Consider the following 18655-nt stretch of genomic DNA (forward strand, 5'->3'; position numbering starts at 1 on the left):
TTTTGAAGGTGTTTTTAAAGTATTTAAAAGTGCTTACAAGTGTTGTAAGGAGCTTTTTAGGGGCTTTGAAAATCTTTAAATTCACTTGTGTTTAAATTTACTTTTTATATCTTATCAGCTCATTTATAGTTTGCGAAGATTTATAAATTCACGCTTACAAAAGATAAAATAAAATTCACAAGATCTTACAAAGGCATTTTGTCAAAAATGTTGAATTTGTTATATTAAGCATTGCGAGGTATCTTTTTCCACTCAATGTTATTAAATTAGGATTTGGCAAAAAATTCAAGGCTCTTTGCAAGGTCTTAAACCTTGTTTCTTAGCTTTCTTTGGAAAAGTAATGAAGTTGTTTGTGCAAAACTTTGCGTGATGAATTTAAGGCTTAAAAGGCTTAAAATGCCTTGTGAATTTTAGGCAAAAAACAATTTGACAAAGCAAATGCAAAATGTGTTTTTGCTACATAAAATGTGAAACTGTGCATTAAATTCACGCAAGTTTAAAGCTTTGCTTAATTATATTTTGACGATTGATTTTATATAAAGACTCAAGATATTTTAATTTGATACAAGATTATTTTAAAGTATAAAGGCTTAGATGAAAAACAAGTATATGATTCATTTCCGAATTGTCTTAAAAAAAAATTTAAGAAATTACGAAGTATTTTTTTACTTCGTTACACTCTCAACTTTGCAATAAGTCTTGATTTAGAGGCGAAAAAATCGCCGAGCTTTGCAAAATTTCTCGTGTTTTTGTGAATAAAATTTTGCGGAAAATTCGAATTTTAATATCCAAAGAGTGCAAAAAAATCAGCAAAACGAAGTTTTTTTAGAAAATGAGTGCTAAGTTTGAAGTTGATGAAAGTTATTTTTTATAATGCTAGGCTCATAACTGCGTAGTAGAAGGGACAAAAAGAGTGCGTAAAATGCGTGGACATGGGGTAGGCAAGAAAACATCTGTGTTTTTACTGCGTGTTACGCACTCATTCTTTTGCAATAAGGAGCAAGGGCACAAAATTTTGTAAAACATAGTGCAAATGAGTTTGCACCATCGCAAAATCATATCAACGAAATTGTGAATTTTTTTACTTCATTAAACCTCTTACAACTGTAAGCAGAAGGGACCTTGCAAAGTTTCATTTGGCTAAATTTAAGGGCTAAAAAAGAAAATTTTATACTTCACTTAAAAGAAACTGAATTTATATATAATACTAGAATTTTAGGACAAAATCTTTATCAAAATTTATGAAAATTGATAAAAAATTCTATTCAAGTATCTTGAGTCATTGTTTTTTTGTAAATCATTACTTCATTCACGGCCACAAAGCCTTATAAATTCACACTTGCAAAAAAATAGGGCGAAAAATTCAAAAATAACAAGTTTTGATTTTAAATTATTTTGCAATTTTTGCAAAAAATGTTTGAAATAACTATTTAACAAATTCAAAACTTGCCCCTAAATCAAACTAGCATAAACAGCAAAGCTTAGCAAGGCACAAAATACATCACGCTTTCATCCACACCTTGAGTGTAGTGGCGAAAATAAAGCTTGTAGTCATCCCTCAAAGCTAAAATCTGCTCTGGGATCTTGTAAAAATCATCCTTGTTATGATATACGCAAATTGCCAGTGTGGGGTGGTGGAGTTTTATACACTCACTTGCACCCACTATCGCCACACCCTCTGCCCCCTCGATGTCCATTTTAATGAAATCCACCCTTTCACCACCTAGCAAATCATCCAGCCGTGCTACTTCTATGTTAAGCTCGCCCTTTTCATTTATGGCACTCGCACTAGCATTTGCACTAAATTTCAGAGTTTGTGTTCTGTCACTAAGTCCTTTTTGAAAAAACACTATATTTTTATATGCACTTAAATTACACTTTGCTTGGGCTAGGTTGCAAGTTTCAGGCTCAAACAAAAAGATCTTCTCAAAGTCCTTGTAAAGCTCAATGAATTTCAAGGCTGTATCTCCTGTGTAGCCTCCAGCATCGACAAAGATAGGCTTTTGGGGAAGATTTAAAAAGGACTCAAAATACTGCTCTTCTTGTGCCATCTTAAAGCCACGAAGATAGCTTAGAACGCTTGAATACTTAAAATTGATGATATTAAAAAAATGATGTTTTGAAAGCTCATCTGATAGCCTTTCATAGATAAAGTTGAATTTTTCAAAGTTTAAGGATATTTCCTCTCCAAAGCCATCAAAGTGCATTATAGAAGGAAACTGTGTATTTATGGGATCTACCCCCCCCCCCCCCTTGCTTAAAGATCTTTGCAAAGGCAAAGCAGTCTAAGTGCCTAAAAGAAAAGGCTGATAAAAGCGTGTCAGCATCCACATTAGCCAAATTTACGCAAGAAAGCACGAGTGCATCAGAGCGTAAGCTAGCAGGGTCGTGCAAGACGGTCTTTGACATAAAGCTTTTTAGACTTTTATCTCTTGTATTGATAAAGCCTGTGATGTCAAGGTGTGTGGCAATTTGTGCGGCTAGGTCGTTGGTGCCAAAGAGATATTTTTCACCCTTGTAGTGTGGATCTAAAAAATCTCGTGTGAAATCCTCGTTAAACTCGTTTTTGTAAATCTTATTAAGTCTTAGCATAAATGCTCCTTTATGTTTTTGATTTAAATGTGTGTGAATTTTTTGCCTTTGTAAAATAAGCTTAAAGGCTAAAAATTCACAAGGTCTTGAAATTTGCGTGAATTTTTAAGCCTCTTTGCTTTGTTTTAATTGCAAAAAATTCACAAAAATTTGCAAAAATTCACGCAAATTCACAAAGTTTTGTGAATTTTTTAAATTTTTTTAAAACTCAACAGCCCTTCCAAGCTGAGCTGACTTATAGGCTGCATAGATGATTTTAATGCTTTCACTAGCCATTTCAAATCCCGATTTTACTTCTTTGTCATAATAAATACACTCCATAAAATCCCTCATCTCATCCACATAGCCACGAATGATAATGTCCTCTAAGAAGGGATTGTTCCAGCCTGTTTTTGAGGGTAGCATCTCTGAAATTTCAACATCTTCAAGTCCGTCTTCGTCTAAAAAATAAGTACTTAACATATCATTCATAGTAAGTTTGCATTTTATGGCTGCATCGTTGCAGTAAAGCTCTAAGGTGTTTTTGCTCCCACCTAGCAAGGTATCAGTAGCGATTATTACAGCCTTTGTGCCATCTGTGAAGGTTAGAATTACAGTTGCTCCGTCTTCAACATCATTTGGAGTAGCTGCTATGTGGCGGTGTTCGTATTTACTTAGGGTGGGTGTTACTTGCATCATATCAGCTAAAACGCTTTTAACCCTTATGTCCTCTCCCCTTGCCTTGCCCTCTATCTTTTTAAGCCACAAAAGAGCTGAAAGTGGATGAGCGCCTGTGCGTATAAAAGTGCCACCTCCTGTCTTAGCCCACTCACCAGCCACAGCTGAGCTTGAGCCCTTTAAGCTCTCCTCTCCCTTTGCGTAAAGGATCTTTGATCTTTTTGCACTAATTATTTGAGAGATTTTGCTAAGAGCAGGTGCGTAGATGAAATTTTCAGCATAGCAAAACTTGATTTTGGGATTTTTTCTTTGTGCTTCTTTTATGCTTTTTTCAAGTTTGGCTATGCAAAGTAAGCACTTATCATACATCTTAGATTTTGAGACCATCTTTCCTATGGGAAGTGCGTCCTCTTCCTCTCCAAAATACCCTGTTAGTGGCTTTTCGCAAATGACACTTTTTCCAGCCTTTAATACCTTGATGATAGCCTCTTCGTGATTATATGGCGGAGTACAAATGTCAATCACATCTATCTCCTCATCATTTAATAAATCCTCAAATTCAAAGGAGTGTTTAAGAAAGCCAAAGCGGCGCTTCATAGCCTCTACTTGTTCCTTTCTTCTTGCTACTATGTGTTTTAAACAAAGTGGAATTGTGCTAAATCTATTCAAGGCTTCAAGATGAAGCTCACTTGCCCTGCCAGCCCCTAGCATACCTAGACAAAGCTCGTTTTTTGCATTCATTTTGTGTGCCTTTGTGAATTTTTGAGATTTTTGGCTGAGCTTTTTAAGCCTTTTGAATTTAAAAGATCAACTTGCGAATTTTTTATCTTGGATTTTTTTAAATTCAAAGAATTTTTTTGTGGGTTTTGAATTTTAAAAACAGCACTTGTTTCTTGTGAATTTTTAGATGAATTTTTTGAGCTTTTACTTGAATTTACCTTGATTTTTTGTGAATTTATACTTGACATTTCTTTGCTTTCTTGTGAATTTTTAGCCAAATTTTTTAAGCCTTTATTTAAGGGCTTTTTTTGTGAATTTTCTTTGCTATCTAAGATGGCATTTTGTGAGATCATAAAAGCCTTGAAAGCCTTGCTTTTTGAATTTAAAGAATTGTTTGGGTGCTGTTTATTTTGATCTGAATTTGTTGATTTTTGTAAATTTGTTGGCTTTGCTAACTTTTTTGCCTCGCTTTTTGAGTTTAAAAAAGGGCTTGTTTTGGCTAGAATTTTATAATTTTTGATTAAAGCTTCTTGCATCTCTTTTTGGCTTGCAAATTGCATAAAAAGAAATTTAAGTGGGGTATCTGTGTGGTTTTTTATCTCAAAGCCTCTTTTTTGCAAGGTATAAGCACTTAGCACAAACTTATCATATTCTTTTATCCTTTCAATGCCCTCTAAAACCCCATCCTTATCAGCTAAAATAGTTTTGTAAGCAAAAAAGCCCTCTTGTTTGACATTTTTAGGAAAATCTTTAAGGCTTAGTCCGCACTTAGCACAAACCTCCCAATACTCCCAATTCATATTTGTAAGCAAATTGCCCGGAATATGATACATATTCCCTAAAATTCGCCTCATAGCCTCTATAATCCAAGCTTTCTTGCCATCGTAGATGTATTGACAGTGAAAGATGCCATCTTTTAGCTTTAAGCACCTTGCGATTTTTTCTATTTGAGAATTTAGCTGCCTTGAAATTTTTTTATAATTACTTGCTGGAAAGGTGTCTATTTCTACCCTATAAGGATTTAGGATGGAATATTCATTGTTTGAGCAAGTTGCTACTATCTTGCCCTTGATTAAAAAGGTGCAGTATCCGTGCTGAGTGCCTTTTATAAAAGGCTCAATGACTATTCGTTTAAGGCGCGATGTCTCAAAGGCTTTAAGGATGGCAATTTGTGCCTCTTTGGCATTTTTAGCTACGCTAACCCCCTTTCCTGCACTTAGATCGATAGGCTTTATGATGAGTGGGTAAGTGGGATTTGAGCTTTTTATGTAAGAATTAGCCTTGTTAATATCATTAAATCCTTGTGAAATGGGGCTTGATATGCCATTTTGAAGGCAAAAATGCTTGAATTTATCCTTGTTGTGAATTTTTAGGGTGGTTTCAAAGCTATCGTGTCCTTTTAGTCCTAGCTTCTCAGCCACAAAGGCAGCTGAGATAACGCCAAAATCATTGCAGTTTGCAATGACAGCGTCAATTTTTTCTTTTTTGGCTATTTCTAAAATTAACTCTTTGTCCGAGTAATCAGCCAAGATAAACTTATCACAAAGCTTTTGTCCGTGTAAATTCTCTACACCTCCCGTTGCTATGACATAATAGCCAAGCTTTTTTAAAGCAAGAATTAGACCTAGATCATTATGAGTAGCACAAAGAAGCAAGGCTTTTTTCATAGCCTGCCCTTTTTGCAAAGAAAAGCTTGATGAGGAAGCTTAGAAGTGGAGGCTAACCCCCCCCCCCCCCTTAAATTTGATTTAAATTCAAGGGATAGAAGTTTTAAAATTTTTGACATATTTTTCTTTCTAGTTCTTTGTAAGTGTTGATTAAGACACACAGTTTGTCATTTTAAAGGCATTATTTGTAGTTATACAGCCTATTTGCAAAGCTAGCTAAAACAAAAAAAGCTTTAAATTCAAAGCCTTATTACAGATAAAACACTTTTGACAAAAGAGCCTATGAGCTTAATTTTCAGTGATTATAGCAAAAAATATAAGGGTTTTAAATTTATTTAGAGCTTTTTTAAATCTTTGCCTTTGTATTTCAGTCCTATGAGTTAAAGAAAACTAGCAAGTAAAATTGTATAGCACAAAGCTTTAATTTAAGATCTTGTAAAATGACAGCATATGAAAGCAATTTAAATTACTTGCAAGGCTTAAATCAACTGTGCTAGAACAAAGCCTTAAGCTTAACCTAACTGCTTTTGCAAGGCAGTTTTAAGCTCTTTTAGTCCCTTTTTTTCAAGGCTTGAAAGGGCGATTATGAATTTTTGAGGATTATTGTTTTTGTCTAAAAACTCACTCAGTTTGACTTGTTCTTGGCTGAATTTTTCTTTAAATTCCTTGCTTAAATTCACAGCATCGCTCTTTGATAAAACTATGCCAAAGGCTCTTTTTCTAAGCTCTTGCGAGAAGCTACCAAGCTCAGCTTGTAAGCTAAAAAGCTGATCTTTTAAGCTCATTTCACGCGTAAAATCAAGCACAAAGAGCAAAAAATGCGTCCTTTCAATATGTCTTAAAAAAGCTAGTCCAAGCCCCTTGCCCTTGCTAGCGCCTTTTATAATGCCGGGTATATCAGCCATCACAAAGGAATTATACTCATCAAATTCAACAAGCCCTAATTTTGGTGTAAGTGTGGTGAATTCATAATTTGCTATCTTTGGCCTTGCATTTGAAAGCACTGATATAAGGCTTGATTTACCAGCATTTGGGTAACCTACAAGCCCCACATCTGCTATAAGCTTTAATTCCAAACGAACCCTTAAACTTTGCCCACTTATGCCAGCTTGGGCATAATTTGGGCGCTGATTTTTCGCACTTTTAAAATGAGCATTGCCAAGCCCCCCCTTGCCTCCTTTGAGTAAAACTGCGTGAGAATTTTCACCTACTATGTCGCATAAAAGCTCATTTGTTTCACAGTTAATCACCTGGGTTCCCTGAGGTACCTTTATTTTAAGATCTGCTCCACTTTTTCCGCTTTTGTTTTTTTTATCCCCGTCTAAGCCATTTTTGGCGCTAAGTTTTTTTTTGCCCTTAAAATTTGCTAGGGTATGAGCGTTATTATCGCAAACTATAATCACATCGCCACCCTTGCCCCCATCGCCTCCATCAGGTCCTCCTAGGGGCACAAATTTTTCACGGCGAAAGCTAACAGCTCCCTTGCCTCCATTTCCTGAGCTTAATATAATTTCAATGCTATCTATAAACATTTTTGCCCCTTTTAAAATGCAAAGTATAACAACTTAGGCCAAATTAAACTTAAATTAAAAGATTTTTAAATTAATGCCTATGAAAAACAAGGCCTTGTTTGTGAATTTCTAAGATCTAATTTAGGGAAATTTTCAGGTATTTTTTACTTCGCTTTGCGTCTTGTAACTTCGCAACATAAGGGACAATGGTTGAAAAACACCTATGTTTTTACTTATGATGTGCAACAGCTCTTCTACAAGAATACACAAAGGCCTCTTATAGAATAAAACACAACAAAAGCAAAGTTTCAAAGGCACAAAAGCAGATCAAGGAAAGCTTGAATTTTTGCTTTGTGCGTTTGCAACTGTAAAACAAAACTTTGCGAAAACTTGACAAATTTAGAAGTTAAAAAGAAAATTTTTCTTTCATTTAAAGAAAACAGATTTTAGATATAATGGCAAAATCTTAGGATGAAATTCTAATCAAAGTTTATTAAAATTGATAAGATAAAAACATATGAAAGTATTTTGAGTCAATGAAATTTAGATATAGTAGCACAATTTTAGGACCAAATTCTCATCAAAATTTATTAAAATTGATAAGATAAAATCCTAGTATCTTGAGCCTAGCTTTAATTAAGCCTTATTATGAAATTACTGTTTATGAAGGGAGAGATGATGTATTATCTAATAGCTTTTTTTATGGGCTTAGCCATAGCCTTACAAGCTCCTATAAATGCAGCTTTAGCGCGTGATTTGGGTGGCTTATCTCTTATGAGTGCTTTGATTTCTTTTGCTATTGGCACGGTTTGTTTGGCTGTTTTGGCGTATTTTAGTGGGCTTTTTAACACAGAGCTTTTTAAAAGCTTAGCTTGGCAGACTTGGTGGAAATTTTTAGGTGGTGTTTTAGGGGCATTTTTTGTCTTTGGCACTATCTTGCTTGCACCTAAGATAGGGCTTATAAATATGTTTTTAATAGCACTTTTAGGGCAACTTATTACAAGTATGTTCTTAGACAGCATAGGGGCTTTTGGACTGAGTGTAAAGGCTATTACTTGGCAAAAGATTGTGGGATTTGTGATAATTTGCGTGGGGCTTTTAATCTTTTTTTCAAGGGAGTTAAATACAGCGATTAAGGCTTAAAAGGGGCGAAAATGACAAATTTATTTTAGTCTTTTTACGCATACTGTAATAATATCGCCTTCTACTTACATTTCATAACTTTGTATATCGTGGCTTATAAGCATAATTTTAGGGCTACCACCCATTTGCTCATATGGGTTTCCTTCCTCATATTCAGCACATTGTTGCCAAAAAAAACCATCGGCTAACTTCACTATAGTCTTTCCGCCCCAACCACCAAAATCGCCAACGATATTTGTTTCCACAATTTCTGTTTCTGCAAACGCTAAACCCATAAAGCAAAGAACACTCATAGCAATTTTTTTCATTATTGCTTCATTTAGGCAGGATAAACAGAAACCTTTTTTCTATCCTTATCTTTTCTTTCAAATTTAACAAAGCCGTCAATTAGAGCAAAGAGTGTGTGATCTCTGCCTATGCCGACATTGTTTCCTGGATGAGTTGCTGTGCCACGTTGTCGAATGATGATATTTCCAGCACGCACAAATTCACTGCCAAATTTTTTCACGCCCAAACGGCGACCTATGGAATCTCTATTGTTTTGAGTTGAGCCTTGACCCTTTTTGTGTGCCATTTTTACTCCTTATGCCTTGATACTTGTGATTTTAACTCTAGTAAATGATCTTCTAAAACCTCTTTTGAGTTTAGAATCCTTCCTTCTTCTTTTTTTATAAATCACCACTTTTTTATCTCTTCCGTGATTTATCACCTCTAAGACTACCCTTGCACCCTCAACAAGAGGTGTGCCTATTTTTAACTCCTTATCATTCACAGCCAAGACATCTTTTATTTCAACTGTTGATCTTGCCTCGCTTTTAAAGCGATCCAGTCTTAACTCAGCACCTTCTTTTACACGGTACTGTTTGCCACTGTGCTTGATAATAGCGTATTTCTCGCTCATTGATCATCCTTTAAACTAAGCTTTCTTAAAAGCTTTAAAATTCTTTTAAGGCTTGTAATTACTTTGAAAAATTTGTATTATACAAAAAAAACTTGAATTTTAGTTAAAAAACTAGCTTTTAACTAAAATTAATTGACAGAAATTTGGCTAATTTGAGCTTAGAACTAAAATTCACCAGCCCAAACTAACGCCCCCATTTGAACCAAGTACATATGTAGCATCCTTGCCATTTTCAAGTGCAAGTTTGCAAAGATCTCCTAAGCCAACCTCGCCTTTTAGAATTTGTGCTTGTGAATTCTTGGCATTGCTTTTTGTGATCTGAATTTTACCTGAACTTGTGCTTGTTTGACTAACGCAGTCATAAAAACTGCCCAGTTCTAATTTTTCCTCAAAAAGCACCTCCTTGCCATCAACCATAGAAACAAAGAGGGGATTTAGGGTATCTGAAAGATCAACAAAGATAGCCTTTGCTATCTTAGACATAGCCTCTTCATTGCTTTTTATGCTACTATCTTTAAGCTTGATGCTCATGGTTAAGGTATTAGAAGCCTTTAATTCCCTTGTAGCAAAGAGGATTAGACGGTAATCCACAACCACATCGCCTCTTATCACCTCAGCATCATCTTTTACAGTAATGTTTGCTGACTTAGAGCCTTTGCTACTTGCTCCTAGCTCTCTTAGATTGAAAACAAGCATATAATCAGCACCCAACACATTTCCAAGCTTGTAAAGATCCTCACCAGAAGCATCCTCGCTTTGCATAAGCTCTTTTTCAGCCTTGTAGTAGGCGCTGTTTTTTCTATCTAAAATTTTAAACTTCTTGCCTTGTACAAGCTCGTTTGTAAGCCTTTGTTGTAAGCTATCACCTAAATCCTTGTAGGCTGAGGCATTAAATATAGCCACTGTTGGCTTTTCATCCTTTGTAAAAAGGGTCTTAAAAACAGTTACCCTAGCCAAAAAGCTCCCATTTTCCTTTTCCTCAATGCTTGTGATCTCATAAGAATCAATTCTGCCCTTGCTAGCCTTATAAATTTGAGTATTAAGCCTTTGCACAAAGCCAGACTGAGTAGGAATATCTTGACTTTGCACTGTAAAATTCTCAGTGCTAAAGCCTCTCATCTTTGAAATAGCCTCGCTTAGAGCATTTCTAATGGCTTCTTCTCTTGTATTAGCCGATCCCTCACCAGTAGAAAGCTTGATGAAGGTTCCTTCCTTTGAGCTTACTGTTACATTTTGAGTTAAAGCTGAGTTTATGTTTAGATCTGTGATCTCTATATTGTCCGTTGGCAAAGCAAGCAAGAATACAGCACAAAAAAATGTTAAAAAGATCTTTTTCATAGGCTTTCCTTACCAAGTAACAGACTTTTTAGAGCCTGTTTTGTTGATAGTTTGCTCATCCTCCCAGTATGCAAGCCCACTTGTTAGATCTGTTACTGAAAGATGAAAGAAGTATTCGGCTTGAATTTTACCGTTTGGCAACTTGACATTGTCTTGACGAATCTTACCTGCAAGGGAGAAATCAGGTGCTACGAGGGTGCCTTTTTTGGCTATGGTGCCTTGATTAAACTCCTCGTTATCTCTAAGAGATCTAACATCATGGCTCATTGAATCCCTAGCACCACCTGCTGCTACGGCTGTGGTTAGGACAAATTTGCCTGATTTTCTAAGAGCTATTGTTATCTTAGAAATTAGCTTGTCTGTGTCTATGCGTTGGGGGGTGTCATTTAGTATGCGTCCTATGGCTATGACCTTTCTTTGACCTGGGGCTATGCTTGCAAAGGCTGGATCTCTAAGCATACTTTGAATCATAAGATCAGCAGCATTTTCAAAGTCCTCTCTATCAAGCCCTAAGGTTAGTGCTTGTCCTTGTTTGACCTGCCCTGAGGTGCCATCTGTGTAAATGGGAGTTGAAGAGCAAGAAACTAAGAAAAATCCCGCCAAAGCGGTTGAAAATAAAACTTGAATTTTTGTCATTGTGTATCCTTTGTGAAAATTTATTTTTTACGCAACAAAAGAGTAAAATCAGCAGCGTCTTTGTTAATCGCTACTCTTTGAAGTAAATACTCCTTGTTTTCATTAAGTTTAATCCTTATAAACTCACCGTCTTTTTGTCCTTTCAGCACAAAGCCATCCTCATCTAGCCAAGATACCTTATACTCAAGCTCTAAGTCCTCATCGCTTAATAAAACAAGCTCAAATTCAAGCAAGCCGTTCATATTCGTGCGGTAATTAAAGCCCTTGACTATCTTGCTATCTACCTTCATAAAGCTCATCTTTGCAGCCATTCTCTTTTCAAGAGGACTAAGCTCTTTTGTAGAACAAGCCAAAAGCAAAAAAGCACTCATAAATGCAAAAGCTATCCCTTTCACCTTCTCTCCTTTTCTATAAGCCAAACTATGCTTGGCGAGGTTTTTGTAAATGATTTTACCACAATTAATAAATTTTTATTCTTAGGTAGCTCATCATTGCTATAAATGGTATCAAAATTGTCGCTTGTAATGTGTATATGTCCTAAATTCTCTATCATTATAATTTTAGCGTATTTTGGTAAAGAAGTCCAAAATCTAAGATCAGCCCTTGTGGTGACATTATTTAACGCGCTGATTGCAAGAGATAAAAGTCCTTCTGTTGGATCATTTTTTGCCACGGCTGCATTGAGGCTAGTCTTTACTATCATAGAACTTAAAGCCTTGCCTATGATAAAAGATGAGTTTATTTTAAACTCTGTTGCTATTATGTTATCAAAGTTTACAAAATCAACAGTTTTGCTCTCATTTGCCAAGATATACTCATAAGAGTTTTGCCTTGTTTTAAGCATAGGCAAGGCCAAAGAAGCAGAGATGAAATTGCCATCAAAGATCAAAGGCACAGACATAGACCACTCATCAAGCCCAGCCCCAAAGCCACTTTCAAGCACTACAAAGATGTATTTTTTAAGATTTTGAGGATTTGTTGAGTTTGCGTATTGATTAAAGATGGCAAATTCTTTGTTAAATTCAGCATTTTTAGAGTTGATCACAGCCACTTCCTTAAAGAGATCAGCTGCCTTTTTATAATCCTCATCCAAAAAGAAAAAAACACTTGCCATATAGGTAGCATAGGGATTTATGAAATTCTTTGTGGTGTCAAAGTCTTTTAGTAAATGTTCGTATCTTTGTGAGATTTCTTGATAATTTTGATTCATATTTTGTGCGTAGTTTGCATCTTGCCTTGCCTTTTCAAAGCTTTGACGGTTTGCCTCAATCTCCTTTGCGAAGTATTCCTTTGCCTTATCTTGTCTCATTAAGGCTCTGTTAAACTCAACTCTTGCATTTGCAAAGTCATCTAAGCTCATAAAATTCAAGCCCTTATAAACATTTACCATTATCCTCTCATAAAGACTACCCTCATAATCAAGCACACCTTCATTGATAAGAGCACTAGCTACTAGCTTTGATCCTTTTTTGCTAAGCCCTTGTAGATCAACATCGTATTTATAAGCATCCTCTGCCTTGTCTAAGAGATAATTGCTTTCCTCGTATTTTTTACAGTTTCTAGCCAAAGCTCCTGCATTTATGCCAACATAAATAGCATCGCTGTTTTTATCTACCTTGCTTCTTTCTTCTTTGAAAAAACCATCATCACAGTAGCTATTTTTTAAAGCTTCTTCATAAAAAGCATTAGTTGAGCTGTGATTTGCACAAGCTGAAAAAACAAGGGCTAGTAAAAGCACAAGGCAAAGTTTTTGCATACAAGATCCACTTAAATTGAAATCAAAACCCACATTGTAGCATAAAAATTGTATTTTTTAAAAGGCTCTTTTTTAAAAAGTGCTTGTTGCCTCATATGAATTTGCTTTTTTTAAAAAAGTAGCTTGAATTTAAGCCTTGTGTGAATTTAAATTACTTGGGATTTGATTAAGATCCAAGATGCTTTAACAGGATTTTTTCTTATCAATTTTGTCTCAATTAAACTTAATAGGATTTTGGCTTATCAATTTTAATAAAATTTGATGAGAATTTTGTCTTAAAATTTTCGTTTGAATTTCTTTTAAATAAAGGACAAAATTTTCTTTTTTAGTCTTTAAATTCAAGGAAACTTTGCAAATTTCTACTATACAGCTGCAAGAGTGCGAAGCAAAAACATTCACAATAACATTGATATGATTTCGTCAGTTTGCAAACTCATTTGCACTATGTTTTACAAAATCTTGTGCCCTTATTCCTTCTTGCAAAATTGCAAGAGTGCGAAGCAAAAACTTTTGCGACCAGTCCCAAGCCTTTTGCGCACCCTGTAAGCCACTTCTATTACACAGTTGCAAAAGCACGAAGCAAAAAATACTTCAAAATTCCCCTTTGGCGAAATTTGCAAACGAATTTTTGTTTTTCATAGGATTTAGCTTAAAAACACTTTGCTTTAAGTTTAATGAAACCACTGTCTCACATAAATTTGTCCTTTATTTGACAAAAAAGAGCTTGAATTTAAGCCTTGTGTGAATTTAAATTATTTATGATTTTGTCAAAACAAGAACTTAGAGTGGATAAATGCTAGAAGCTTTTTTCATCAAAAAGCCTCCTTGCAATCTGCTTTAAATGCCCTTGCATTTATTCTATTTTTATGATTTTTCATCTTTAAAAATTCACAAAGTTTAAAGACATTCAAGCCTTGTTTGAATTTAAAATCTAGCGAAGAACAAAACAGTTAAAGCCTATCTTTTTTAATCATATGAGGATTTAGCATATTTTGAGGGCTTAGCAGATCATCAAGCTCCTCCTTTTTCAAAAGCCCTCTTTCAAGGGCTAGATCATAAACCCTTTTTCCTGTTTTTAAAGCCTCCTTTGCTATTGAGGCTGAGTTTTCATAGCCTATGTAGGGATTTAAGGCTGTTACTATGCCTATTGAGTTATAAACAAAGTCAGCACAAACTTGCTCATTGGCACTGATCCCATCAATACACTTATCAGCGAGGGTTTGCATAGCCTTTTCAAGCATAATGATAGAATTAAACAAAGAATAAGCCACCACAGGCTCAAAGACATTTAATTGTAGCTGTCCTCCCTCGCAAGCAAAGCTCACAGTTATATCAGCTCCTATTACATAGTAGCATACTTGATTTACCACCTCAGGTATCACAGGATTTACCTTGCCTGGCATTATGGAACTACCTGGTTGCATTTTGGGCAAATTTATCTCATTTAGTCCGCATTTTGGACCACTGCTTAAAAGTCTTAAGTCGTTGCAAACCTTTGAAAGCTTTATTGCAACCCTCTTTAAAACCCCTGAAATTTGCACATACGCACCTGTATCTTGAGTAGCCTCTATAAGATCGCTAGCCACAACATAGTCAATGCCTGTTACCTCTCTTAGCTTTTTCTCAACGACTTTTGGGTAATCAGGGTGTGAATTTATGCCCGTGCCAATGGCTGTGCCTCCTAAGTTTATTTCAAGAACCAATTTTCTAGCCTCTAAAACCCTATCAATGTCCTCTGCTATCATAACAGCAAAGGTTTGAAACTCCCTTCCAAGCGTCATAGGCACAGCATCTTGAAGCTGGGTTCTACCCATTTTTATTACATCTTTGAATTCATAAGCCTTTCTCTCGTAGGCTTTTTTAAGATAATCCATCATCTTTGCAAGATCGCTTAGATAATCATAAAGGGCTAAATGCAAGGCAGTAGGATAGGCATCGTTGGTGCTTTGACTTAAATTTACATGATCATTTGGATGTAAGAACTGATACTCACCCTTTTTATGCCCTAGAATTTCAAGCCCTAAATTTGCTATGACCTCGTTTATGTTCATATTCGTGCTGGTTCCAGCCCCACCTTGAAACATATCAACTACAAATTGATCATAATATCCACCAGCTAAGATCTTATCGCAAGCCTTGATTATGGCTTGTTCTATCTTTTTATCAAGAAGGCCAAGCTCGTAATTTGCCATAGCTGCTGATTTTTTAACCCTAGCTAAACATCTGATAAACCGTGGAAAATTTTGTAATCTATCATGTGAGATGTCAAAATTTTCAAGTGCTCTTAGGGTTTGAATTCCATAATAAACCTCGTTGCTTATCTCTAATTCCCCTATGAAATCGTGTTCTTTTCTTGTTTGCATACAAATTCCTTTAAATTTAAGATGGCAAAATAATAGCCTTTTTTAATTTACAGTTAAATAATATTTTCTTACTCGATCAAATAAAATTCAAACAGATTTTATTTAATAGGCAAATTTTTAGGCTAAATTTTAAATTTAATAAAACTGTGTGAATTTAAATAAAAAGGCTAGAATTTAAATAGCATTAAATTTAAAAACTGCCTTGAATTTAAAGAAATTTTTGAAAAGATCAAAAGAAATAAATTAAAACTGTATTTAAAAATAAGCTACTTAATTAAAAGGATACATATGAGGCTTACAGATTTAGTTGGCATAGATGAAGCAGGTAGAGGAGCCTTAGCAGGAGAGCTTTTTATAGCTGCTTGTCTTTTAAGAGAAGAAATCCTTGGCATTAAAGATTCAAAGGCTTTAAGCACAAAGAAAAGAGAGCTTCTTTTTAAAGAGATTAGGGCCAAATCAAGCTATCTAATCCTAACCTTTTCTCCTACTCAAATTGATAATTTTGGACTAAGTTGGTGCTTAAAAAATGCCTTGCTTATCATTAAGGCTCATTTTAAAAAAGCTGAGTTTTTGTATGATGGAAATACAGCTTACAAGGTTGATGGCATTAAGACCCTAGTAAAGGCTGATAGCAAGGTGATGCAAGTAGCAGCTGCTAGCATACTAGCCAAGGTAAGCAGAGACAGGCTAATGAGTAATTTTAATGAAAGCTATGATGAAAAATTTGGCACAAAACTAGCAAGATATGATTTTTCAAAGCATAAAGGATACGGAAGCAAAGCTCATTTGGAGGCTATAAAAAAATTTGGACTAAGTGAAATTCACCGCAAAAGCTTTCATTTGAAGATGCTTGAAAAAAACTTGTTTGATTGATTTTATATTAAAAGCTCTTTAAGATATAACTGTTAGTTTTTTGTGTGGCTTTATTTTAAAAAACTATTGATTTTAGATAAAATGCCATATTTGTAACTCTAAGCGTGTGCCAAAAATCCACGAATTTATGAAGAAATGCTTTGAATTTAATAAATTCTTTGCTCGTAGGCTCAATATGAAAAATCAACACTTTTTTGAAAAAGAGCCTTTTGTGTCTTTAAAAAAGCTTTGCCGAAGCTTAATTTTGATCTTCTTTGTGAATTTGAGGATTTTATTTAAAAGTCTAAGCCTTATGAATTTAGACATAAAACATACTGTGTCTTTTTTTTAATCAAATACATTTAAACTCTTATGTTATATTAAGCCTCTTATATGCTTAGTGAAAAGGTAGGAGATGAAAAATTCAGCTATCAGCGCGAATTTGGTTTATAAGGAGCTAAGATTAAAGCATTCACTAAGTGAAATCGCAGCTAAGCTTTTCTTGCACTCAGGCACACTCAAACGCTGGGAAGCCACACAAAAAATCCCAAACGACTATCTTTATGATTTAAATTTCTTGCTGGGCAATAAATATAATCTAGCAAAGCAAAATTTCCGCTCGCATAATGAGTTTTTTACCAAAAAAGAGGTGGCAAAATACTGCTTTGAGAGCTTTTTAAATTTCTTGCAAATTCACAAGATAAACGCAAACGATTATACCTTCATTGAGCCAAGTTGTGGGGATTTGAGCTTTTACGAGCTAATGCCTAAAAATTCACGCATAGGCGTGGATTTAGAGTATAAAAATGAAGAGATTTTATGTCAAAATTTTTTAAGTTTTATCCCACAAAAAGAGCATAAAAAATATATTATTTTAGGAAATCCCCCCTTTGGACTTCGTGGAAATTTAGCCCTTCGTTTCATAAATCACGCAGGAGATTTTGGTAACGGTGAATTTGCCGACTTTATAGCCTTTATTTTGCCTCCGCTTTTTGATAGCGATGGCAAGGGAAGCCCTAAAAAACGCATTAAAAACTACGAGCTAGCACATAGCGAAAAACTCCCACTTGATAGCTTTGTGTATCCAAATGGCAAGGGCATTGAGGTCGCCACACTCTTTCAAATTTGGGTGCATAAAAAGCTACTTGCAAATAAAACGCTAAATTTAGAGTTTAACCCGCCAAAAACCTGCAAAGAATTCATCAAAGTCTATTCTTTAAGCGATGGCGGCACCCCGTCAAGCACGAGAAATAAGGCAATGCTTTATAAATGCGATTTGTATCTGCCAAGCACTTGTTTTCATTCAAGTAGCAAGCCACAAATGAAAATCTACACAGACTTTGAAACCCTGCCGCACCGCAGAGGCTACGGTATAGTGATTTTAAAGGATAAAGAGCGAGTAAAAAAGGCTTTACAAAGAATTGATTGGGTAAATGTGAGCTTTTTAGGCACAAATTCAAGCCTAAACTTACGCACTTCCTTAATCGAAGAAGCCTTAATCTCACAAGGATTTTATGATAAAGGCTTGTTTTAATGGATATTTTAGAGCTTGCAAATGCTGTTTTTGACGAGATAGAAAGCGAGGTAAATGCTACTTCAAAATGGAAAAGCACGAGTAAATATGCAAGGATAAGGCATTTGCAAATTGACAAGCGAGGTAGCTTTGGCGATAGATTATTGCGTGATATTTTTAGCAAGGAACGCAACATTTCACTTGCTTATAGGGATGGGGATCAAGGCGAGTGGGACATTAAAATCAATGAATTTAAAATCGAGGTTAAAACCTCAAGCCTTGATGTGAATAACAAATTTCACCCAACGGGTTGCGAGGAGGTAGCCGAAGCAAAAAACGAGCATATCAAAAACACTCCAAATTGCGATTTTATCTGCTTTATAGGTGTCGCACCCGATAATCTTTTTATGAGGCTTGAAAAAATCAGCGAGATTGATTTTAACAAGTTGCACAACCGTGGGCAAAGAGGCACAGGAGCTGGGTATAAATGGGACTTTAAAAAGGAACAAATGCGTGAAATTTGCACAAGGGAAGAAGTTGTCGCACTTTTTTATGAGAAAATGAAGCTTGATAAAAGGGCTATTAAAAAGAATTTAAAAGAGCCTTAAATGGCTTTTTAAATCTTAAATTTGAGAAATTGATACTTTTAGCTTATATACTTAGATTCAAAAGCTTGATAAAATCGATCTTAATGTATATTTTTGCTCTACATTTCTAAGCAAAAGTATCTTAAAATTTACAAAGAGAGCTTTTTGAATTTTAAAAGCCTCTTAAGTTTCTATAACAAAAATTGGCTAAACCCACCCTAAGAAATATAATAAATATTGGCGATTGATACTTTTAGCTGATATAATTACGGCTGAAAGGTTGGTAAAATCGATGTTAAACAAGTATATATTTTTGTCGCACATTTCGGAGCGAAAATTTCGGCAAATTTTGGAGTGCTTTTGTGCTGATATTTGCGTGAGCAAAATCGCCGTTTTGTGTAAGGTTTCTCGTCCTTGTG

Annotated in this window: 18 protein-coding genes and 1 pseudogene; 5 read left to right on the forward strand and 14 right to left on the reverse strand. The window is 35.1% G+C overall.

Annotation, left to right across the window (positions count from 1 at the left end):
- The first annotated feature begins 594 nt into the window (after positions 1 to 594).
- Positions 595 to 1245 (forward strand): annotated as a pseudogene (locus DMC01_RS16755) (IS1595 family transposase).
- 236 nt (positions 1246 to 1481) lie between these two features.
- On the opposite strand, the gene DMC01_RS10010 reads toward DMC01_RS16755, so the two are convergent.
- The 6 genes from DMC01_RS10010 to obgE all read right to left on the reverse strand — a co-directional run bounded on the left by DMC01_RS10010 (position 1482) and on the right by obgE (position 7168).
- On the reverse strand, positions 1482 to 2273 hold the full coding sequence (locus tag DMC01_RS10010) for an FkbM family methyltransferase (protein ID WP_142694084.1): 792 nt from the start codon (positions 2271 to 2273) through the stop codon (positions 1482 to 1484).
- Positions 2197 to 2592 carry a hypothetical protein gene (locus DMC01_RS10015; protein WP_142694085.1) on the reverse strand — a complete coding sequence of 132 codons (396 nt, stop codon included), beginning with the start codon at positions 2590 to 2592 and terminating at the stop codon, positions 2197 to 2199. Before DMC01_RS10015 ends, DMC01_RS10010 begins: the two co-directional genes overlap by 77 nt.
- A gap of 201 nt (positions 2593 to 2793) precedes the next feature.
- Positions 2794 to 3990, reverse strand: coding sequence for a Gfo/Idh/MocA family protein (locus tag DMC01_RS10020; protein ID WP_142694086.1), 1197 nt, complete (start codon positions 3988 to 3990; stop codon positions 2794 to 2796).
- Entirely contained in the window at positions 3987 to 5636 is a 1650-nt protein-coding gene (locus DMC01_RS10025; protein ID WP_142694087.1) for an ATP-grasp domain-containing protein, read from the reverse strand. The genes DMC01_RS10020 and DMC01_RS10025 overlap by 4 nt, the downstream gene beginning before the upstream one ends.
- Positions 5633 to 5755, reverse strand: coding sequence for a hypothetical protein (locus DMC01_RS16030; RefSeq protein ID WP_282432302.1), 123 nt, complete (start codon positions 5753 to 5755; stop codon positions 5633 to 5635). The genes DMC01_RS10025 and DMC01_RS16030 overlap by 4 nt, the downstream gene beginning before the upstream one ends.
- A gap of 393 nt (positions 5756 to 6148) precedes the next feature.
- Positions 6149 to 7168, reverse strand: coding sequence for a GTPase ObgE (gene obgE / locus DMC01_RS10030; protein WP_142694088.1), 1020 nt, complete (start codon positions 7166 to 7168; stop codon positions 6149 to 6151).
- Positions 7169 to 7825: 657 nt separating this feature from the next.
- On the opposite strand from obgE, the gene DMC01_RS10035 reads away from it, so the two are divergent.
- A complete protein-coding gene (locus DMC01_RS10035; protein WP_185908863.1) occupies positions 7826 to 8290 on the forward strand; it encodes a DMT family transporter in 465 nt (154 codons plus the stop codon).
- Between the two features lie 65 nt (positions 8291 to 8355).
- Here the strand turns inward: DMC01_RS10035 and DMC01_RS10040 are convergent, their stop codons facing one another.
- From DMC01_RS10040 to aspA, 8 genes are all read right to left on the reverse strand, one after another.
- Positions 8356 to 8535, reverse strand: a complete 180-nt coding sequence (locus DMC01_RS10040; protein WP_142694090.1) for a hypothetical protein — start codon at positions 8533 to 8535, stop codon at positions 8356 to 8358.
- 74 nt (positions 8536 to 8609) lie between these two features.
- Positions 8610 to 8864, reverse strand: coding sequence for a 50S ribosomal protein L27 (gene rpmA / locus DMC01_RS10045; protein ID WP_142694091.1), 255 nt, complete (start codon positions 8862 to 8864; stop codon positions 8610 to 8612).
- A gap of 9 nt (positions 8865 to 8873) precedes the next feature.
- Positions 8874 to 9191, reverse strand: a complete 318-nt coding sequence (rplU, locus tag DMC01_RS10050) for a 50S ribosomal protein L21 (RefSeq protein WP_142694092.1) — start codon at positions 9189 to 9191, stop codon at positions 8874 to 8876.
- A gap of 171 nt (positions 9192 to 9362) precedes the next feature.
- On the reverse strand, positions 9363 to 10529 hold the full coding sequence (locus DMC01_RS10055; protein WP_142694093.1) for a CsgG/HfaB family protein: 1167 nt from the start codon (positions 10527 to 10529) through the stop codon (positions 9363 to 9365).
- Between the two features lie 9 nt (positions 10530 to 10538).
- Entirely contained in the window at positions 10539 to 11165 is a 627-nt protein-coding gene (gene lpoB / locus DMC01_RS10060; RefSeq protein WP_142694094.1) for a penicillin-binding protein activator LpoB, read from the reverse strand.
- 20 nt (positions 11166 to 11185) lie between these two features.
- Positions 11186 to 11560, reverse strand: a complete 375-nt coding sequence (locus DMC01_RS10065; protein WP_142694095.1) for a DUF1425 domain-containing protein — start codon at positions 11558 to 11560, stop codon at positions 11186 to 11188.
- Complete coding sequence (locus tag DMC01_RS10070) at positions 11557 to 12921, reverse strand: COG3014 family protein (RefSeq protein ID WP_142694096.1); 1365 nt, start codon at positions 12919 to 12921, stop codon at positions 11557 to 11559. The genes DMC01_RS10065 and DMC01_RS10070 overlap by 4 nt, the downstream gene beginning before the upstream one ends.
- A gap of 950 nt (positions 12922 to 13871) precedes the next feature.
- Complete coding sequence (gene aspA, locus DMC01_RS10075) at positions 13872 to 15284, reverse strand: aspartate ammonia-lyase (RefSeq protein ID WP_142694097.1); 1413 nt, start codon at positions 15282 to 15284, stop codon at positions 13872 to 13874.
- Positions 15285 to 15572: 288 nt separating this feature from the next.
- Between aspA and DMC01_RS10080 the strand changes: the two genes are divergently transcribed.
- From DMC01_RS10080 to DMC01_RS10090, 3 genes are all read left to right on the forward strand, one after another.
- A complete protein-coding gene (locus DMC01_RS10080; protein ID WP_142694098.1) occupies positions 15573 to 16157 on the forward strand; it encodes a ribonuclease HII in 585 nt (194 codons plus the stop codon).
- 394 nt (positions 16158 to 16551) lie between these two features.
- Positions 16552 to 17670 (forward strand): restriction endonuclease subunit M, encoded by a 1119-nt coding sequence (locus tag DMC01_RS10085; protein WP_246059178.1) that lies wholly within the window; start codon positions 16552 to 16554, stop codon positions 17668 to 17670.
- On the forward strand, positions 17670 to 18257 hold the full coding sequence (locus DMC01_RS10090; protein WP_142694099.1) for a hypothetical protein: 588 nt from the start codon (positions 17670 to 17672) through the stop codon (positions 18255 to 18257). The genes DMC01_RS10085 and DMC01_RS10090 overlap by 1 nt, the downstream gene beginning before the upstream one ends.
- Positions 18258 to 18655 lie beyond the last annotated feature (398 nt).

This window comes from Campylobacter troglodytis (genome assembly GCF_006864425.1).
In the GTDB taxonomy this organism is placed as follows: Bacteria; Campylobacterota; Campylobacteria; order Campylobacterales; family Campylobacteraceae; genus Campylobacter_D; species Campylobacter_D troglodytis.